A 17,812-nucleotide genomic window follows, 5' to 3' on the forward strand; every position below is an offset into this window, starting at 1 on the left:
GGCATGAAATACCAACCACGGAGTCATACAACATGGATCGTCGTTCCATCCTCAAGCACGCCGGCATCGCCGGTGTGCTGGCCGCAGGAGCAGCCCCCGCTGTGCATGCACAGGCCGCCATCCGCTGGCGCCTGGCCTCCAGCTTCCCCAAGGCGCTGGACACCATCTACGGTGCCGCCGAAGTGTTCGCGGAAAAAGTCAATGCGATGTCCGGCGGCAAGTTCGTCGTCTCCGTGCACCCCGCCGGTGAACTGATGCCCGCGTTCGGCATCGTGGACGGTGTGCAGCAAGGCACCGTCGAAGCTGGTCACACCGCCCCCTACTACTACTTCGGCAAGGACGACACCTTCGCCATGGGTACGGCCATTCCTTTCGGCCTGAATAGCCGCCAGCTGACCGCCTGGTACTTCGACGGCAACGGCATGAAGCTGTTCCGCGAGTTCTACGACAAGTACAACATCATCAACTTCCCTGGCGGCAACACCGGGTCCCAGATGGGCGGCTGGTACCGAAAGGAAGTCAAGACCGTGGCCGACATCAAGGGCCTGAAGATGCGCATTGGCGGTTTTGCCGGCAAGGTGCTGACCCGCATGGGTGGTGTGCCGCAGAACATTCCTGGCGGCGAGATCTACCAGGCGCTGGAAAAGGGCACCATCGACGCGACCGAATGGGTCGGTCCGTACGACGATGAGAAGCTGGGCTTCTTCAAGGTTGCCAAGAACTACTACTACCCTGGATGGTGGGAAGGCGGTGCCCAACTCGACTTCTACATCAACAAGGCCGCCTTCAACGCCCTGTCGAAGGAATACCAGGCCATTGTTGAAGCTGCAACGGCCTACGCCCACACCGAGATGCAGGCCCGCTACGACGCCCGCAATCCGCAGGCGATCAAGCGCCTGGTGGCCAACGGCGCCAAGGTGCTGCCGTTCCCCAAGGCCGTCATGGACGAGGCCTTCAAGCAATCGATGGCCCTCTACACCGAGCTGAACGACACCAACCCGGCCTGGAAGAAGATCTACACCGACTACTCGGCCTTCCGCAAGGACGCCAACGTCTGGTTCCGCTTCACCGAAGCCAACTTCGACAACTTCATGCAGCGCCAGAAGCTGTAAGCTTCACGGCCTTCCGCAAAAGAACCCCGTCCCCACGGGGTTTTTTTGCGTGGAAGGTACCCTGACATTTTTCTGAATCCCTCGCGCCTGCACCCTTCAACACAAGGGGACCTTCATGTCATTCCTCCTCACGCTCTCCCGCCTGATCGACGCGCTGACCGAGCGCATCGGCAAGCTCGCCATGTGGTTCATCCTGGCGACCACCATGATCAGTGCCGGCAACGCCATCGTGCGCAAGCTCTTCGACACCAGCTCCAACGCCTTCCTGGAAATCCAGTGGTACCTGTTCGCGGCGGTGTTCATGCTGGGCAGCGGCTACGCCTTCCTGCGCAATGCCCATGTGCGCATCGACTTCATCTCGTCGAAGTTCAGCGCGCGCGGCCGCAACTGGGTGGACGTGATCGGCATCATCGTCTTCGTGTTTCCGCTGTGCTACATGATGGCCACGCTGGGCTGGCCGCTGTTCGTGAACGCCTACGAATCCGGCGAAATGTCGTCCAACGCGGGCGGCCTGATCCGCTGGCCGGTGTATGCACTGATCCCGGCTGGTTTTGCCCTGCTCGCGCTGCAGAGCCTGAGCGAGCTCATCAAGCGCATCGCCTTCCTGACCGGCAACGGTCCGGACGTGCTGGCCCATGAAGGTCCGAGCGAAGAAGAACTCCTGGCCCAGCAACTGCTGGAAGAAGAGCAGCAGCGCCTCAAGGCCGCGCAATAAGAGGCGAGAGAACCATCATGGAATTCATTGCATCCAATTTCGTGCCCATCATGTTCACCGGCTTGCTGGTGTTCCTGCTCATGGGCTTCCCGGTGGCGTTTTCTCTGGCCGCCACTGGCCTCTTCTTCGGTTTCATCGGCATGGAGGTCGGGCTGTTTCCGTCCAACCTGTTCCAGGCCCTGCCGCTGCGGGTGTTCGGCATCATGCAGAACGACACCCTGCTGGCCATTCCGTTCTTCACCTTCATGGGCATCATCCTGGAGCGAAGCCGGATGGCCGAGGACCTGCTGGAGACTGTGGCCCAGGTGTTCGGCCCCGTGCGCGGTGGCCTGGCCGTGGCCGTGATCCTGGTGGGCGCGCTGCTGGCCGCCACCACCGGCGTGGTCGCTGCGGCCGTGATCTCAATGGGCCTGATCTCGCTGCCCATCATGCTGCGCTACGGCTACAACCGGACGATCGCCACCGGCACCATCACCGCATCGGGCACGCTGGCGCAGGCGATTCCGCCGTCGCTGGTGCTGATCGTGCTGGCCGACCAGCTCGGCCGTTCGGTGGGCGACATGTACGCCGGTGGCCTGCTGCCCGGCCTGATGCTGGTGGGCCTGTATCTGGCCTTCATCGCGGCCGTGGCCATCTTCAAGCCCGACTGGGTGCCGGCGCTGCCCCAGGAGGCGCGCATCTACCGCGAACCCAACGGCGCGAGCGGCCACCGTTCATTGCTGGTGCTGCTGGCGATCTGCGGCGTGGCTGGCTACATCTGGGCCCAGAACCACAACGCCATCATCAACCCGATGATCGGGCGCGAAATGGAGGCCGCAGGCGACGAGGTGGTCATCATGTCCATCACCGTGGCCTCGCTGCTGGCTCTGGCCCTGGCCATCGTCAACCGCATCACCCGCATGGGCCTGCTGTCCCGCCTGGCCGAGCAGGTCACCTTCGTGCTGATCCCGCCGCTGGTCCTGATCTTCCTGGTGCTGGGCACCATCTTCCTGGGCATTGCAACGCCCACCGAAGGCGGCGCCATGGGCGCCCTGGGCGCGCTGATCATGGCGGCCTCGCGCAAGCGCCTGAGCCTCGACCTGATGAGGCAGGCCGGCGAGAACACGACCAAGCTGGCCATCTTCGTGCTGTCGATCCTGATCGGCTCCACCGTGTTCAGCTTTACTTTCAACGCAGCCGACGGTCACATCTGGGTCGAGCACCTGTTCGACAAGCTGCCGGGCGGTGCGCTGGGCTTCCTGATCATTGTGAACCTGCTGGTCTTCGTGCTGGGCATGTTCATCGACTTCTTCGAGATCGCCTTCATCGTGGTGCCGATGCTCGCGCCAGTGGCGGCCAAGGTGCTGCCGGAGCTGCTGCCTGAAGGCGCGCCGCCGGAGATGGCTCTGATCTGGTTCGGCATCATCCTTGCTATGAACCTGCAGACCTCGTTCCTCACACCACCCTTCGGCTTCGCTCTGTTCTACCTGCGCTCGGTGGCTGCCCGCAACGACTACACCGACCAGGTGACCAAGCAGCGCATCCCTGCGGTGACCACGGCGCAGATCTACAAGGGCTCCATCGCCTTCATCATCCTGCAGCTGATCATGGTGTCCGTCGTCATTGCCTACCCGAAGCTGGTGATCGGCAATATCGAGGCCGCCGCCAAGGTGGACGACGCCACTGTGACCGACATGCTCAACAACATGCCGGGCCTCGAACAGGAAGAGGAGCAGGACCCGACCCAGGGCATGGAGGGGGCCGAGCAGCCCGCCGAAGGCGATGCGGCCGAACCCGCTGATGAAGAGGAGGTCGATCCTGCCAAGGCGCTGGAAGACGAACTCAAGAGCGAGAAGACGGGGCAGTGAGCCCCTTCTGCGGAACCCGAAACATGCAGATTGATGTCAAGGTGCTGGATCCGCGCATGGCGGGCCAGCTTCCCTCCTACGCGACGGCCGGCAGCGCGGGCCTGGATCTGCGTGCCTGCCTGGACGCGCCGCTGACCCTGGCGCCCAACGCCTGGCAACTGGTGCCGACCGGGCTGGCGATCCACCTCGCCGACCCGGGCTACGCCGCCATGATCCTGCCCCGGTCGGGGCTGGGCCACAAGCACGGCATCGTGCTGGGCAACCTGGTCGGTCTGATCGACAGCGACTACCAGGGCCAGCTGATGGTGAGCGCCTGGAATCGCAGCGATGTGGCCTTCACCATCGAACCCATGGAGCGCATTGCGCAGATGGTCATCGTGCCCGTGGTGCAGGCCCGCTTCAATGTGGTGAGTGATTTCGCCCAGGCCAGCGAACGCGGCGCGGGCGGTTACGGATCGACCGGGCGCGGCTGACCGGCGCAGCCCGCGCGCTGCGTCAGTGCAGGGTGGGAGCCTGAGGCGGTTCGTCGCCGGGACCTGAGGGGTCCACCTGCATCCGGAAAAAGCCGGTGCCCAGCGTGCCCCGGCCGATTTCGCTGACCTCGGCCTCGCGCACGTCGTGCACTTTCAGCCGGATGCGCAGCGCGATGCCCGCCAGCGGGTGGTTGCCGTCCATGACCACGTGGTCCGGGTAGATGTCGCTGACGAAGAACAGACGGTCCTTGGGGGCAGCGGCGCTGCAACCCTCCGGCAGTCCCTCGAAGCCCATGCCTTCTTCCAGGTGCTCGGGAAACAGGTGGCGCGGCTCCAGGAACAGCAGCCGGTCGTCGTAGTCACCGAAGGCGTCGTGCGGCTCCAGCTGCAGTTCCAGCGAATCGCCGGCCTCGTGGCCCTGGAGCGCCTTCTCCAGGCTGGCCAGCAGATCATTGCCACCCACCAGGAACTCGACGGGCTCGTCCAGTGCATCGAGTTCTTCGCCCAGCGTGTCCTTGAGTGTCCAGGTCAGCGCGACCACACATTGTTCGGTGATTTTCATCCGACAATTGTCCCATGACACCACACACCGATTCCATCGCAGGCGCTCCTTCTGTGGACCTGCCGGCGCAGATGCTGGGCGGCATGTCGCCGGCCCGGTTCATGCAGCGCTACTGGCAGAAAAAGCCCTTGCTGATCCGCAATGCCTTCCCCGGTTTCCAGCCCCTGCTCACACGCCCCGAGCTGTTTGCGCTGGCCGCGCAGGAATCGGTCGAGTCCCGCCTGATCGTGCACAAGCCGGCCGGGTGGCAGCTCCGGCACGGTCCCTTTGCCCGCACGGTCTTTCCGCCCCTGAAACAGAAGCGCTGGACCCTGCTGGTGCAGGGGGTGGACCTTCACCTGGACGCGGCGCACGATCTGCTGGGCCGGTTCCGTTTTGTGCCCGACGCGCGCCTGGACGACCTGATGATTTCCTGGGCCAGCGATGGCGGTGGTGTAGGGCCCCATTTCGACAGTTACGACGTATTCCTGCTGCAGGCCAGCGGCCAGCGTCTGTGGCGCATCGGGCGGCAAAAGGACCTGTCGCTGGAGCCTGATGTTCCGCTCAAGATACTGAGCAACTTCGAGCCCGAGCAGGAGCACCTGCTCAACCCCGGAGACATGCTGTACCTGCCGCCGCGCTGGGCACACGACGGCATTGCCGTCGGCGACGACTGCATGACCTACTCGGCGGGATTCCGCGTGCCCCAGCGCGGAGGGCTCGCCGGCGAACTGCTCCAACGCATGGCCGACGAGTTCGAGGACAGCACGCTGTACCGCGACCCCGGGCAGGAGGCCACCGACCACCCGGCCGCGATGCCGGCCTCGCTGGAGGCATTCGCGGCCGATGCCCTGCAGCGCATGCTCGCCGAGCGCACTTCGCTGGCCTGCGCCCTCGGCGAAGTGATGACCGAGCCCAAGCCCCGTGTGTGGTTCGAAGAGCCCGTGGGCCCATGGCAGCCTGGGACGGCGTTGCGCCTGGACCGGCGCACCCGCATGATGTACGACTCAAGGCACCTGTTCATCAACGGAGAGAGTTTTCGGGCCGCTGGAGCCGACGCCCGCCTCATGCGCGTCCTGGCAGATCAACGTCGCCTGGGTGCGGCGCAGGTGCGCCGTGCCAGCGCCGACGCTCAGGCCCTGTTGAAGGACTGGTTCGAGGCCGGCTGGCTCCATGCGGAGTCCACGGCGGGTGGTGAAAAGGACTGAGAGATGACGCAACAGCCGATACCGGACGATCTCCCGGCATTGCCGGAAGGGCGTATTCAGGGGCGCCGCGAGTTTGCGGATCTGGTGCGGCTGGCATTGCAAACCGCCGCCCGCGATGGCTGGACCCAGATTGTGCTCAGTGATCCTGATTTCGCCGACTGGCCTCTGGGCGAGAGGTCCGTCATTGACGCCCTCAATGACTGGGCCTGTCGCGGCAGAAAGATCCAGTTCATGGCCATGGACTTTGACCGGCTGCGCGAGTTGCACCCCAGGCTCGTGCAGTGGCGCACGACCTGGTCGCACATCGTCGAAGCCCACGCATGCCGCGCGGTGGCGGGGGGTGAACTGCCCAGTGCCATCTGGTCACCCGACTGGACCATGGAGCGGCTGGACATCGGCCGTTGTCTGATGGTCGCCAGTCGCCGACCCGAGCGCCGAACGCTGCTCCATGAACGGTTGCAGGCCTGCTGGCAGCAGGGCTGCCCTTCGTTTCCTGCGACGGTCCTCGGTTTGTGACAAGAATCCCAACGGCGTGTGTTTTTGCAACGCCAACTGTCAACAAAAGAAAAAGTTGACAAGGGTAAATACGGATTTGCAGTTCCGGCGTATGATTTCGTTCCAGATCGCAATCGTTAATAGCGGTAAGCGACTGGGTCAACCAAGCCCGGATCATCGATTCGGGTTTTTTTGTGGTTGATTCATTTTTTTGTTTTCATCCACATCCTGAGGAATCACCATGAAAAAGACCGTTCTGCTGGCCAGCCTGCTCGCCGCCATCGCCCTGACCGCTTGTGGCAAGAAGGAAGAAGCTGCTGCTCCCGCTGCAGCCCCCGCCGTTGAAGCTGCCAAGGACGCCGCTGGCGCTGCTGTCGACGCCGCCAAGGATGCTGGCGCTGCTGCTGCCAACGCTGGCGCCGCCGCTGGTGCCGCTGCCGGCGCTGCTGCTGCCGACGCCGCTGGCGCTGCTGCCGATGCCGCCAAGGACGCCGCTGGTGCCGCCGCCGACGCTGCCAAGGCTGGTGCTGACGCCGCCAAGGAAGCTGCCGACAAGGCCGCCGAAGCTGCCAAGGCTGCTGCCAAGCCTGCTCAGTAATTGCCCAGCCGGTTCGGGCCCAGGTCCGAATCGTCCGGCCAAAAGAAATGCCGCCCTCGGGCGGCATTTCTTTTGCCTGCGTGGCCCTTACTTCAGATCAGCGGCCAGCAACTCGACGATGCGCTTTCCATCGGCCGTGGTGTCGGGTTGTCCCTGGGCATTCAGCACGGACACCGTGGTATTGGTGCCGCTGCTGCGCACGGCAATCCGGTATTGCACCGGCTTGGCCTGGGCGGGCGAACTGCTGAAAAGACGGCTGAAAAAGCCGGGCTTGGCCGACTCGGCGGTGGCGTCTGCGGGCACGTAGCGAACGAAATACACGCCCTGGCTGCGATCGCGGTCCTCGACGGTGAAACCGGTGCGGTCCAGCGACAGGCCGACCCTGCGCCAGGCACGATCAAAGTCGTCCTCCAGCTGCACGGCGGGCTGGTTGTTGACGGTGACCACACGGGCCGCAGAAGGCGTCGGTGCCGATGCGGTAACCGCTTTGGCCTGGGCCTCGGTGACGCCGAGCTTGACCATCAGCCGGCGCATGAACTCCGTTTCCAGCTCGGGGTCGGCCGCGCGCGGCTGCCAGACGGTCTGGTCCTTGCGGGCATCGGTGTAGACCTCAATCATGCCGCGGTGGCTGATGTAGATCTCTGTGGCACCCGACGGGGTGCGCTCCAGCCGGGTGCGGAACTTGTCCTTCTCCCCCGTTGAATAGAGGCTGTCGAACACTTTGCCCAGTGTGGATCGGATGACGTCCTGCGGCAGCTTGGCGCGGTTCTCGGCCCAGTCGGTCTCCATCACCCCCAGGGTTTCCTGGTCCAGGGTGAGCACAAAGCCGTTCTCCTGCCAGAAGTCCTTGACGGGGCCCCACACCTTGTCGGCAGGGCGGTCCACCACCAGCCAGCGCTGACTGCCCGCGCGCTCGATGCGGACATCGCCGATCTTGCTTGCGGCGGTGTCGGAGGAACCCGCAACTGGCTGGGCCGTCTGGTAGCCGCTGGCCGTCACGGTGGCGCCAGGCACCTGGTAGCGCGACTCGCGGCTGAGCTGGGTCAGGTCCGGCGGCACTTCGAGGGAGTTGACCTGGCGGGCGCTGCGGTAGTCGATCTTGTCTTCCTCGAGCACGGAGCAGCCCGTGGCGAGAAAGGCTGCCATGGCCACGGCGCCCCAGCGGAGCGACACGGTGGGGCGGATGCGCGAAGACAGAGAGCGTGAGGTGATGGACATGGGCAGCTTGGATGACGTCTTGGTGGGACCTGGCAGCGGCGTGATCAGATCAGGCCGCTCTCTTTGAGTGCCGCCTCGACCACCGGTTCCAACGGGGAGCTCATGGGCGTGAGGGGCAGGCGCATGGTGCCACCACACAGGCCCATGCGTTCCATCGCCCACTTCAAGGGGATCGGATTGGCTTCGACAAAGAGGTTCTTGTGCACGGGCATCAGGCGGCGCTGGATCTCCATCGCCTTGCGGGCGTCACCGGCGATGGCGGCCATACACAGTTCGTGCATCAGTCGGGGCGCGATGTTGGCGGTCACGCTGACATTGCCCTGGCCACCACACAGCATCAGGGCGACCGCCGTCGGGTCGTCGCCCGAGTAGATGGCAAAACCTTCCGGCGCCTCGCGGATCAGCCACTGGGCACGCTCGATGTTGCCGGTGGCTTCCTTGATCCCGACGATGCCGGGCACCGCCGCCAGGCGCAGCGCGGTGTCCACGCTCATATCGGCGACGGAACGGCCGGGCACGTTGTACAGCACGATGGGCAGGTCGCCGGTGGCTTCGGCAATCGCCTTGAAGTGCTGGTACTGGCCTTCTTGCGTCGGTTTGTTGTAGTAGGGCACGACCTGCAGCTGGCAGTCGGCACCGACGCCACGGGCAAATTTCGCCAGCTCGATGGCTTCGGCGGTGGAGTTGGCGCCGCAGCCGGCCATGATCGGCACGCGCTTGGCGGCCTGTTCGACGGAGACGCGGATGATCTCGCAGTGCTCTTCGACGCTCACCGTGGGCGACTCGCCCGTGGTGCCGACGACGCCGATGCAGTCGGTGCCTTCGGCGATGTGCCAGTCGATCAGCTTGCGCAGGGTGGGGTAGTCGACGCTGCCGTCGGGGTGGAACGGGGTGACGAGGGCAACGATGCTGCCGGTGATGGTCTTCATGTTCTCGGGCTCAAGTCAGAGGCGCCGGCCTGTGCGCCGGACACGTTGAGGAAATCGATCCGGCGGCTCGCGCGCGAATCGTGCATTCTACCCAGCGCAGTCGCTCATTCAGGGAGCAGGTGGCGCGCCGGCACGGAGGCGTCTGACGGACGTTTTCGCAGGGCGGTGATGCGCTGCACGAAGCGCTCCGGGTGGTCGCAGAAGCCGTTTTCATAGGCGACCACGTGCAGGCCGGCGCAGGCCTGCAGCAGCTCGCCGGGCTGCAGCAGGAAGTCGGGCCGGGACGGTCTGCCGACCGATTCGTTACCGGTTGCAAAGGTCTCGTAGATCAGCGCGCCACCCTCGCCCACGCTGTCCACGATCACGGGCAGCAGCGCGCGCCAGAGGTAGTTGGTCACCACCACGGCGTCGAAGCGTTGTCCTTCGAAGGGCCAGGGGCCGTTCTCGATGTCGGCCTGCACCACCCGCCCGGCGCTGGCCGCTGCTGCCACAGCGGTGGGGTCCCGGTCCACGCCAGTCACCGCATGACCGCGGCCGGCGAACCAGCGCAGGTGCCGTCCCTGTCCGCAGGCCACGTCCAGTACGGTGCCGCCGACCGGCACCAGGTGCGACCAGCGTTGCACCCAGGGGGAAGGCGACTCCGTGCCGTGCATCAGAAACAGCTCCAGAGCTGGTCGGCCAGATTCACCAGGAAGTCCGGGCGCTGGTAGAGCATCAGCGTGCCCAGCAGGGCCAGGGCCACGGCGGCCCAGACCAGCGCCCTGACGGCCAGCGGCCTCACGCGGCGGCCCCCACACGCTGCGGGCCGCGTTCGATGGCCGACTCGCGGACCGGCAAGTTCACCAGGGCCGCGAACACGCCCAGGGCGATCGAGATGTACCAGACAACGTCGTAGCTGCCGGTCCGGTCGTAGAGCACGCCGCCCAGCCAGACGCCCATGAAACTGCCGATCTGGTGGCTGAAGAACACGAAGCCGCCCAGCATGGACATGTGGGCCACGCCGAAAATCTGGGCCAGCATCGCGTTGGTCGGTGGCACCGTCGAGAGCCAGAGCACGCCCATCACGGCGGAGAAGACATAGACGCTTGTGGGCGTGAGCGGTGCCCAGAGGAAGACCACGATGGCGACCGAGCGCGCCAGGTAGATGAAGGCCAGGATGTGGCGCTTGGCCAGGCGCTGTCCCAGCGCGCCGGCGGCGTAGGTGCCGATCACGTTGAACAGGCCGATGATGGCCAGCGCGTAGCTGGCCACCTGCGGCGAGAGGCCGTGGTCCTTGAGGTAGCTGGGCATGTGCACGCCGATGAACACCACCTGGAAGCCGCACACGAAGTAGCCCGCCATCAGCAGCTGGAAGCTGCGGTAGCCGAAGGCCTCGCGCAGGGCCTGCCCGATGGTCTGTTCGCGCTTTGGTGCCGCCCCGCCCCTGAAACCCGGCTCGCGCAGGAACAGTGCCAGCGGCATGATCAGCAGCACCGCTGCCCCGAGGATGAGCAGCGCCTGCTGCCAGCCAAAGCCCGAGATCAGCCAGCCTTCCACAGGCACCATCAGGAACTGGCCGAAGGAGCCGGCCGCCGCCGCCACGCCCATGGCCCAGGAGCGGCGCTCCGCAGGGATCTGGCGACCGATCACGCCATAGACCACGGCATAGGTGGTGCCGGCCTGAGCCGCGCCGATCAGCAGGCCGGCGGTCAGCATGAACACGAACGGCGTGGGCGAGAGCGCCATGCCTGCGAGGCCTGCCGCGTACAGCACCGCTCCGCCGACCAGCACCCGGAAGGCGCCGAAGCGGTCGGCCGCCATGCCGGCGAAGATGCCGAACAGGCCCCAGGCCAGGTTCTGGATGGCCAGCGCGAAGGAAAAATTTTCCCGGGTCCAGCCCATGTCCTGGGTGATCGGCTGCAGCCAGAGACCGAAACCATGGCGCACCCCCATGGAAAGGGTGACGATGGCGGCGCCGCAGAGCAGCACCTGTGCGGCCGACAGGCGCGCTGGTGATACGGAGATGGGAGAAGCTGAAGACATCCCGGCACTGTAGCGAATCCGGCTTTCCCGAAGGCGTCGCAGGGTGGACGCGCGGTGGTGAAATTTCTCGCGCAGATTGATGAGCGCCTGGCATTGCTGGACAGGCGGCGGTCGGTATCTGTGTTTGCATACAGGCTTTTGAAGGGCCTCACCTTACAATTTCCCGATGGCAACCCAATCGAACGAGTATTCCGAAGGCTCCATCCGCGTCCTCAAGGGACTGGAGCCGGTCAAGCAGCGGCCGGGCATGTACACCCGCACCGACAACCCGCTGCACATCATTCAAGAGGTGCTGGACAACGCGGCCGACGAGGCGCTCGCTGGGTTCGGCAAGAAGATCAAGGTCACGCTGCACACCGACGGGTCGGTGAGCGTGGAAGACGACGGCCGCGGCATTCCCTTCGGCCTGCACCCCGAAGAAAAGGCACCCGTGGTCGAGCTGGTGTTCACCCGCCTGCACGCCGGCGGCAAGTTCGACAAGGGCAAGGGTGGTGCTTACAGCTTCTCCGGCGGTCTGCACGGGGTGGGCGTGAGCGTGACCAACGCGCTCTCGACCCGTCTGGAAGTCACCTGCTTCCGCGACGGACAGGTGGCGAAACTGGCCTTCGGTGCCGGCGACGTGATCGAGCCGCTGGTGGTGACGCCCAAGGGCGAGGGCGACCGCAAGCAGGGCACCACGGTGCGCGCCTGGCCCGACGCCAGGTACTTCGACTCGCCCGCGCTGCCGCTGGGCGAACTGACCCACCTGCTGCGCAGCAAAGCGGTGCTGATGCCCGGCGTGCAGGTCACGCTGGTGAACGAAAAAACCAGGGACACCCAGACCTGGCAGTACAAGGGCGGTTTGCGCGACTACCTGCAGCAGACCCTGACCACCGACCCGGTGATCCCGCTGTTCGAGGGCGAGGGCTACGCCGACGCCAGGGACGACAGCTTCGCCGATGGCGAAGGTGCGGCCTGGGCCGTGGCCTTCACCGAAGACGGCGCGCCAGTGCGTGAGAGCTACGTCAACCTGATTCCCACCAGCGCCGGCGGCACGCACGACAGCGGCCTGCGAGACGGTCTGTTTCAGGCGGTCAAGAGCTTCATCGAGCTGCATGCGCTGCTGCCCAAGGGCGTCAAGCTGCTGCCCGAAGATGTGTTCGCGCGCGCCAGTTATGTGCTGAGTGCCAAGGTGCTGGACCCGCAGTTCCAGGGCCAGGTGAAGGAGCGTCTGAACTCGCGCGACGCCGTTCGCCTGGTCGGCGGTTTCGTGCGCCCGGCGCTGGAGCTCTGGCTCAACCAGCATGTGGACTATGGCAAGAAGCTGGCCGAGCTGGCGATCAAGGCCGCGCAGAGCCGCCAGAAGGCTGGCCAGAAGGTCGAGAAGCGCAAGGGCTCGGGCGTGGCTGTGCTGCCCGGCAAGCTGACCGATTGCGAGAGCCGCGACACCGCGCACAACGAACTCTTCCTGGTGGAGGGCGACTCGGCCGGCGGCAGCGCCAAGATGGGTCGCGACAAGGAGTGCCAGGCCGTGCTCCCGCTGCGCGGCAAGGTGCTCAACACCTGGGAGGTTGAGCGCGACCGCCTGTTCGCCAACACCGAGATCCACGACATCTCGGTTGCCATCGGTGTCGATCCGCACGGGCCGAACGACACGCCCGACCTGAGTGGCCTGCGCTACGGCAAGGTCTGCATCCTGTCGGACGCCGATGTGGACGGTTCGCACATCCAGGTGCTGCTGCTCACCCTGTTCTTCCGCCACTTCCCCAAGCTGATCGAGGCTGGTCATGTGTACGTGGCGCGCCCGCCGCTGTTCCGTGTGGACGTGCCGGCGCGTGGCAAGAAGCCCGCGGCCAAGCAGTACGCGCTGGACGAGGGCGAGCTGCACGCCATCCTGGACAAGGCCGAGAAAGACGGCGTGAACCGCGAGAAGTGCCAGATCAGCCGCTTCAAGGGCCTGGGCGAGATGAACGCCGAGCAGCTCTGGGACACCACGCTCAACCCCGACACCCGCCGCCTGCTGCAGGTGACGCTGGGTTCGATGGACTTTGCCGCCACCGAGGCCCTGATCACGCGGCTGATGGGCAAGGGCGAAGCGGCCGCGCGCCGTGAACTCATGGAACTCCACGGCGACTCCGTGGAGGTGGATGTGTGATGCCCCGTCTGGCCCCGATATTCGGCGGTGTCCTGCTGGCGGTGGCGCTGGCGGGGACTGCGCATGCCGAAGTCTGGGCGTACCGCGACAAGAACGGCGTCACCCACTATGCCGACCGCCCGCTCCACGCCCGCTATGAGCTGCTCTACCCCGGTTCCGGCAACGCCAGGACGGGCGGTGGCAGCCGCCCCACCAGGTCCTCGGCGTCGGCCGTGACGCGCATGGAGCTGTCGACGCGATTCAAGGCGGTGCGGCATCTGATCCGCGAGGCGGCGAGCCAGCACGGGCTGGAGTTCGAACTGCTGCAGGCGGTGATCGCCACCGAGTCGGGCTTCGATCCCGGTGCTGTCAGCCCCAAGGGCGCAGTGGGCCTCATGCAGGTGATTCCCGACACCGCGGAGCGTTTCGGTGTCCGCGCCACCGGGCGGCAGAGTGTGAGCGAGCGCCTGACCGACCCGCGCACCAACATCCAGACCGGCGCGCGCTACCTGGCCTGGCTGATCAACTACTTCAACGGCGATGTGCGGCTGGCGGTGGCGGCGTACAACGCGGGCGAGGGTGCCGTGCTCAAGGCCGGTCGCCGCATTCCCAACTACCCTGAGACCATCAACTACGTGCGCAAGGTCACCGACCTGCACCACAGCCTCAAACCTCCGCGCACCGTCAGCGAGGCGCGGGCCGAGGCGATTCCCGCGGCCACACCCATGCCGCTGCGCCCGCCCGGCCGCGGCTGACCACGCCGGTGCAGGTGTGCCGTGATGGCACCCGTTCTTCCAGTTTGTGACCCCATGACCCAAGACCTGATCACTCCCGAACCTGTGGCCGAACCCGGCGACGACAACCTGGCCGCCTACGCGCAACGTGCCTACCTCGAGTACGCCCTCTCGGTCGTCAAGGGCCGTGCCCTGCCCGACGTGTCCGACGGCCAGAAGCCGGTGCAGCGGCGCATCCTCTACGCCATGGACCGCATGGGGCTGGGCTTTTCCGGCAACACGGCGGCCAAGCCGGTCAAGAGCGCCCGCGTGGTGGGCGACGTGCTGGGCAAATACCACCCGCACGGTGACAGCGCGGCGTATGACGCGCTGGTGCGCATGGCGCAGGACTTTTCCCAGCGCTACCCGCTGATCGACGGCCAGGGCAATTTCGGCAGCCGCGACGGCGATGGCGCCGCCGCCATGCGCTACACCGAAGCGCGTCTGGCCAAGATTTCCGGCCTGCTGCTCGACGAAATCGACCAGGGCACGGTGGACTTCATCCCCACCTACGACGGCTCGTTCGAGGAGCCCAAGCAGCTGCCCGCACGCCTGCCGTTCAACCTGCTCAACGGCGCCAGCGGCATTGCTGTGGGCCTGGCGACCGAAATCCCCAGCCACAACCTGCGCGAAGTGGCCGACGCCTGTGTGGCCCTGGTCAAGAACCCCAAGCTGAGCGACGAGGAGCTGCTGACCATCCTGCCCGGCCCGGACTACCCGGGTGGCGGCCAGATCATCAGCCCGGCGGGCGACATTGCCGATGCCTATCGCACCGGCCGCGGCAGCCTGAAGGTGCGCGCGCGCTGGAAGATCGAAGACCTGGCGCGCGGCCAGTGGCAGCTGGTGGTGAACGAACTGCCGCCCGGCGTGAGCAGCCAGAAGGTGCTGGAAGAGATCGAGGAAATCACCAACCCCAAGGTCAAGGCCGGCAAGAAGGCGCTGACGCAGGAACAGACCCAGCTCAAGGCCAGCATGCTGATGGTGCTGGACGCGGTGCGCGACGAGTCGAGCAAGGACGCGCCGGTGCGCCTGGTGTTCGAGCCCAAGAGCAGCCGCATCGAACAGCAGGAACTCATCACCGCGCTGCTGGCCCACACCAGCCTGGAGACCTCGGCGCCGATCAACCTGACCATGATCGGGCTCGACGGCCGGCCGACGCAGAAAAGCCTGCGCCTGATGCTGGAAGAGTGGATCGCCTTCCGCCAGACCACGATCACGCGCCGCAGCCAGCACCGCCTGAACAAGGTGCTGGACCGCATCCACATCCTCGAAGGCCGGCAGCTGGTGCTGCTGAACATCGACGAGGTGATCCGCATCATCCGCCACAGCGATGAGCCCAAGGCCGCGCTGATCGAGGCCTTCAGGCTCAGCGAGCGCCAGGCCGAGGACATCCTCGAAATCCGCCTGCGCCAGCTGGCCAAACTCGAAGCGATCAAGATCGAGCAGGAACTCAAGGAGCTGCGCGAAGAGCAGGGCAAGCTCGAAGACATCCTGGCCAACCCGGCGAGCCTCAAGCGCCTGATGGTCAAGGAGATCGAAGCCGACGCCAAGACCTTCGCCGACCCGCGCCGCACGCTGATCCAGGCCGAGAAGAAGGCCGTGGCCGAGATCAAGGTGGTGGACGAGCCGGTCACGGTGGTCATCTCCAGCAAGGGATGGGTGCGTGCGCGCACCGGTCACGGCCACGAGGCCGCCAGCTTCGCCTTCAAGGCCGGCGACGGCCTGTACGGCACGTTTGAATGCCGCACGGTGGACACGCTCATCGTCTTCGGCAGCAACGGCCGCGTCTACAGCGTGCCCGTGGCCAGCCTGCCCGGCGCGCGCGGCGACGGGCAGCCCATCACCACACTGATCGAGCTGGAAAGTGGCACGCAGCCGCTGCACTACTTCGCTGGCCCGGCCAATGCCACGCTGCTGCTCAGTGGCACGGGCGGTTACGGTTTCCTGGCGACGGTCGAGAATCTGGTCTCGCGCCAGAAGGCCGGCAAGGCCTTCATCAGCGTGGGCGAGGGCGAAGCCATCTGCGCACCCTCGCACGTGGCCAACACGTCCGGTGGCCAGCCGCTGGCCGGTGCCACGCACGTGGCCTGCGCGTCGACCGGCGGGCGCATCCTCACCTTCGAGATCGGCGAACTCAAGTCGATGGAGAAGGGCGGTCGCGGCCTGATGCTGATCGACCTGGAAGACAAGGACACGCTGGCGGGCGCCTGCGCCTACACGCGCAGCGTGAAGATCGAAGGCATTGGTCGCGGTGGCAAGGAGCGCGACGAGACGCTGGAGATCCGCAGCCTCAACAACGCCCGGGCCGCGCGCGGTCGCAAGGGCAAGGCGGCCGACCTGGGCTTCAAGCCCAACCGCATCACCCGGGTGGAATGATGAGCACCGACGGTATCGGCCTGTTTCTGATGCTGGCGAGCTTCGCGCTCACCTTCTTTTTTGCACGAATGCTGGGCAAGCGCCTGAAAGCCAGGCGCGAGGCCGAGCGTGCGAAGCAGGCCGAGCGCGACCTGGCCCGGCAGAGCCGCCAGGTGCGGCGTGCGGCGCAGCGCAAGAAAAAATCCTGACGGGCAATCACCCTGGACTTCGCGGGGCGGCGCGCCGTCGCCAGAATGGCGTTTCTTGGAAAGGATGGCCATGAAGTCGATGGGCAAACGGGCCGAAGGCCTGCGGTTGGAGCGCATGCAGGCCTCGTCCCAGTGGCGCGGTCAGGGTTTCCACAACGTCTACCCGGTGGCGCCGGGGCTGCGCGACCCGAACGCTCCGTTTCCCAGTCTGAAGGACTTTCTCTGGGGTGGCGAACGTCGCGTGCCGACCGCGCCGCTGCCCGCGACCGATCCGCGCGAGGGCTGGCGCCAGGGGCCGCAGAGCGGCCTGCGCGCCACCTGGCTGGGCCACTCGACGGTGCTGATCGAGATTGGCGGAAAGCGCCTGCTGACCGACCCGGTCTGGGGGCCGCGCGCGTCGCCGTCCACCCTGGTCGGCCCCAGGCGCTTCCAGCCGGTGCCGCTCAAGGTCAAGGAACTGCCGGAGGTGGACGCGGCCCTGGTTTCTCACGACCACTACGACCATCTGGACTACCCCACGGTGCGTGAGCTCAACAAGCGCGGCGTGCCCTTCGTCACCTCGCTGGGCGTGGGCGCGCACCTTCAGGCCTGGGGCGTACCGGCCGAACGCATCACCGAACTGGACTGGTGGGAAACGCACCGACTGCCGGGCAGCGAAGTCACCGTCACCGCGACGCCCTCGCAGCACTTTTCGGGCCGCGGCCTGAAAGACCGCAACGCCACGCTCTGGTCGTCGCTGGTGATCCGGTCGGAGAAGCACGGTGTGTTTTTCAGCGGCGACACCGGTCTGACCGATGCGTACACCGAGGTCCGCGAACGCCTCGGGCCGTTCGATCTGGTGATGCTGGAGATCGGCGCCTTCCATCCGGCCTGGGGCGACATCCACCTGGGGCCCGAGAACGCCATGAAGGCGCACCAACTGCTGGGTGGTGGCGTGCTGCTGCCAGTGCACTGGGGCACCTTCAGCCTGGCCATGCACGCCTGGGACCAGCCGGCCGAGGTGCTGCACGCGCTGGCCGACAAGAACAGTGTCCCGCTGTTGATGCCCCAGCTGGGGCAGGCGGTGGAACCCGCCCATGTGGCGCGCACCGATCCGTGGTGGCGGCGCGTCGAGACCAAGGCCGGCCCGACGCCCGTGGTCGAACCCGACCTGCCACCCAAGAACCTGCCCAAAGCCCTGCAGTGGCCACTGGACTGAAACACC

18 protein-coding genes are annotated in these 17,812 nt (G+C 66.1%); 12 read left to right on the top strand and 6 right to left on the bottom strand.

Annotation, left to right across the window (positions count from 1 at the left end; all coding sequences use genetic code 11):
* Positions 1 to 32 precede the first annotated feature (32 nt).
* The 4 genes from HPF_RS09390 (at position 33) to dut (ending at position 4,147) form a co-directional block, all read left to right on the top strand.
* Positions 33 to 1,112, top strand: a complete 1,080-nt coding sequence (locus tag HPF_RS09390; RefSeq protein ID WP_066159030.1) for a TRAP transporter substrate-binding protein — start codon at positions 33 to 35, stop codon at positions 1,110 to 1,112.
* A 115-nt stretch (positions 1,113 to 1,227) separates the two neighbouring features.
* Positions 1,228 to 1,827, top strand: a complete 600-nt coding sequence (locus tag HPF_RS09395; protein WP_066159027.1) for a TRAP transporter small permease subunit — start codon at positions 1,228 to 1,230, stop codon at positions 1,825 to 1,827.
* A gap of 17 nt (positions 1,828 to 1,844) precedes the next feature.
* A complete protein-coding gene (locus HPF_RS09400; RefSeq protein WP_066159025.1) occupies positions 1,845 to 3,674 on the top strand; it encodes a TRAP transporter large permease in 1,830 nt (609 codons plus the stop codon).
* A 23-nt stretch (positions 3,675 to 3,697) separates the two neighbouring features.
* A complete protein-coding gene (dut, locus tag HPF_RS09405; RefSeq protein ID WP_066159022.1) occupies positions 3,698 to 4,147 on the top strand; it encodes a dUTP diphosphatase in 450 nt (149 codons plus the stop codon).
* Between the two features lie 22 nt (positions 4,148 to 4,169).
* Here dut and HPF_RS09410 read toward each other — a convergent pair whose 3' ends face one another.
* On the bottom strand, positions 4,170 to 4,709 hold the full coding sequence (locus HPF_RS09410) for an FKBP-type peptidyl-prolyl cis-trans isomerase (protein ID WP_066159019.1): 540 nt from the start codon (positions 4,707 to 4,709) through the stop codon (positions 4,170 to 4,172).
* 14 nt (positions 4,710 to 4,723) lie between these two features.
* Between HPF_RS09410 and HPF_RS09415 the strand changes: the two genes are divergently transcribed.
* From HPF_RS09415 to HPF_RS09425, 3 genes are all read left to right on the top strand, one after another.
* Complete coding sequence (locus HPF_RS09415) at positions 4,724 to 5,896, top strand: JmjC domain-containing protein (RefSeq protein WP_133156449.1); 1,173 nt, start codon at positions 4,724 to 4,726, stop codon at positions 5,894 to 5,896.
* Between the two features lie 3 nt (positions 5,897 to 5,899).
* Positions 5,900 to 6,412 carry a hypothetical protein gene (locus HPF_RS09420; RefSeq protein WP_127804035.1) on the top strand — a complete coding sequence of 171 codons (513 nt, stop codon included), beginning with the start codon at positions 5,900 to 5,902 and terminating at the stop codon, positions 6,410 to 6,412.
* 220 nt (positions 6,413 to 6,632) lie between these two features.
* Positions 6,633 to 6,989 carry a hypothetical protein gene (locus tag HPF_RS09425; protein ID WP_066159009.1) on the top strand — a complete coding sequence of 119 codons (357 nt, stop codon included), beginning with the start codon at positions 6,633 to 6,635 and terminating at the stop codon, positions 6,987 to 6,989.
* Positions 6,990 to 7,076: 87 nt separating this feature from the next.
* Here HPF_RS09425 and bamC read toward each other — a convergent pair whose 3' ends face one another.
* From bamC to HPF_RS09445, 5 genes are all read right to left on the bottom strand, one after another.
* The gene (gene bamC, locus HPF_RS09430; protein WP_127804037.1) at positions 7,077 to 8,207 is read right to left on the bottom strand and encodes an outer membrane protein assembly factor BamC; all 1,131 of its coding nucleotides are present in this window, start codon (positions 8,205 to 8,207) and stop codon (positions 7,077 to 7,079) included.
* A gap of 44 nt (positions 8,208 to 8,251) precedes the next feature.
* Complete coding sequence (gene dapA, locus HPF_RS09435; RefSeq protein ID WP_133156450.1) at positions 8,252 to 9,136, bottom strand: 4-hydroxy-tetrahydrodipicolinate synthase; 885 nt, start codon at positions 9,134 to 9,136, stop codon at positions 8,252 to 8,254.
* A gap of 104 nt (positions 9,137 to 9,240) precedes the next feature.
* Positions 9,241 to 9,789 (bottom strand): class I SAM-dependent methyltransferase, encoded by a 549-nt coding sequence (locus HPF_RS09440; protein WP_133156451.1) that lies wholly within the window; start codon positions 9,787 to 9,789, stop codon positions 9,241 to 9,243.
* A complete protein-coding gene (locus tag HPF_RS24065) occupies positions 9,789 to 9,917 on the bottom strand; it encodes a hypothetical protein (RefSeq protein ID WP_256861488.1) in 129 nt (42 codons plus the stop codon). Before HPF_RS24065 ends, HPF_RS09440 begins: the two co-directional genes overlap by 1 nt.
* Complete coding sequence (locus tag HPF_RS09445; protein WP_079366051.1) at positions 9,914 to 11,158, bottom strand: MFS transporter; 1,245 nt, start codon at positions 11,156 to 11,158, stop codon at positions 9,914 to 9,916. The genes HPF_RS24065 and HPF_RS09445 overlap by 4 nt, the downstream gene beginning before the upstream one ends.
* A 166-nt stretch (positions 11,159 to 11,324) precedes the next feature.
* Here HPF_RS09445 and HPF_RS09450 point away from each other — a divergent pair, with 166 nt between their 5' ends.
* The 5 genes from HPF_RS09450 (at position 11,325) to HPF_RS09470 (ending at position 17,806) form a co-directional block, all read left to right on the top strand.
* Entirely contained in the window at positions 11,325 to 13,292 is a 1,968-nt protein-coding gene (locus HPF_RS09450) for a DNA topoisomerase IV subunit B (protein WP_133156452.1), read from the top strand.
* On the top strand, positions 13,292 to 14,026 hold the full coding sequence (locus HPF_RS09455; RefSeq protein ID WP_066158985.1) for a lytic transglycosylase domain-containing protein: 735 nt from the start codon (positions 13,292 to 13,294) through the stop codon (positions 14,024 to 14,026). The genes HPF_RS09450 and HPF_RS09455 overlap by 1 nt, the downstream gene beginning before the upstream one ends.
* Before the next feature lie 54 nt (positions 14,027 to 14,080).
* Positions 14,081 to 16,420, top strand: a complete 2,340-nt coding sequence (gene parC / locus HPF_RS09460; RefSeq protein ID WP_133156453.1) for a DNA topoisomerase IV subunit A — start codon at positions 14,081 to 14,083, stop codon at positions 16,418 to 16,420.
* Complete coding sequence (locus HPF_RS09465; protein WP_133156454.1) at positions 16,417 to 16,608, top strand: hypothetical protein; 192 nt, start codon at positions 16,417 to 16,419, stop codon at positions 16,606 to 16,608. Before parC ends, HPF_RS09465 begins: the two co-directional genes overlap by 4 nt.
* A 70-nt stretch (positions 16,609 to 16,678) precedes the next feature.
* The gene (locus tag HPF_RS09470) at positions 16,679 to 17,806 is read left to right on the top strand and encodes an MBL fold metallo-hydrolase (RefSeq protein ID WP_207959341.1); all 1,128 of its coding nucleotides are present in this window, start codon (positions 16,679 to 16,681) and stop codon (positions 17,804 to 17,806) included.
* Positions 17,807 to 17,812 lie beyond the last annotated feature (6 nt).

It is taken from the genome of Hydrogenophaga pseudoflava, assembly GCF_004353865.1.
GTDB lineage: Bacteria > Pseudomonadota > Gammaproteobacteria > Burkholderiales > Burkholderiaceae_C > Hydrogenophaga > Hydrogenophaga pseudoflava.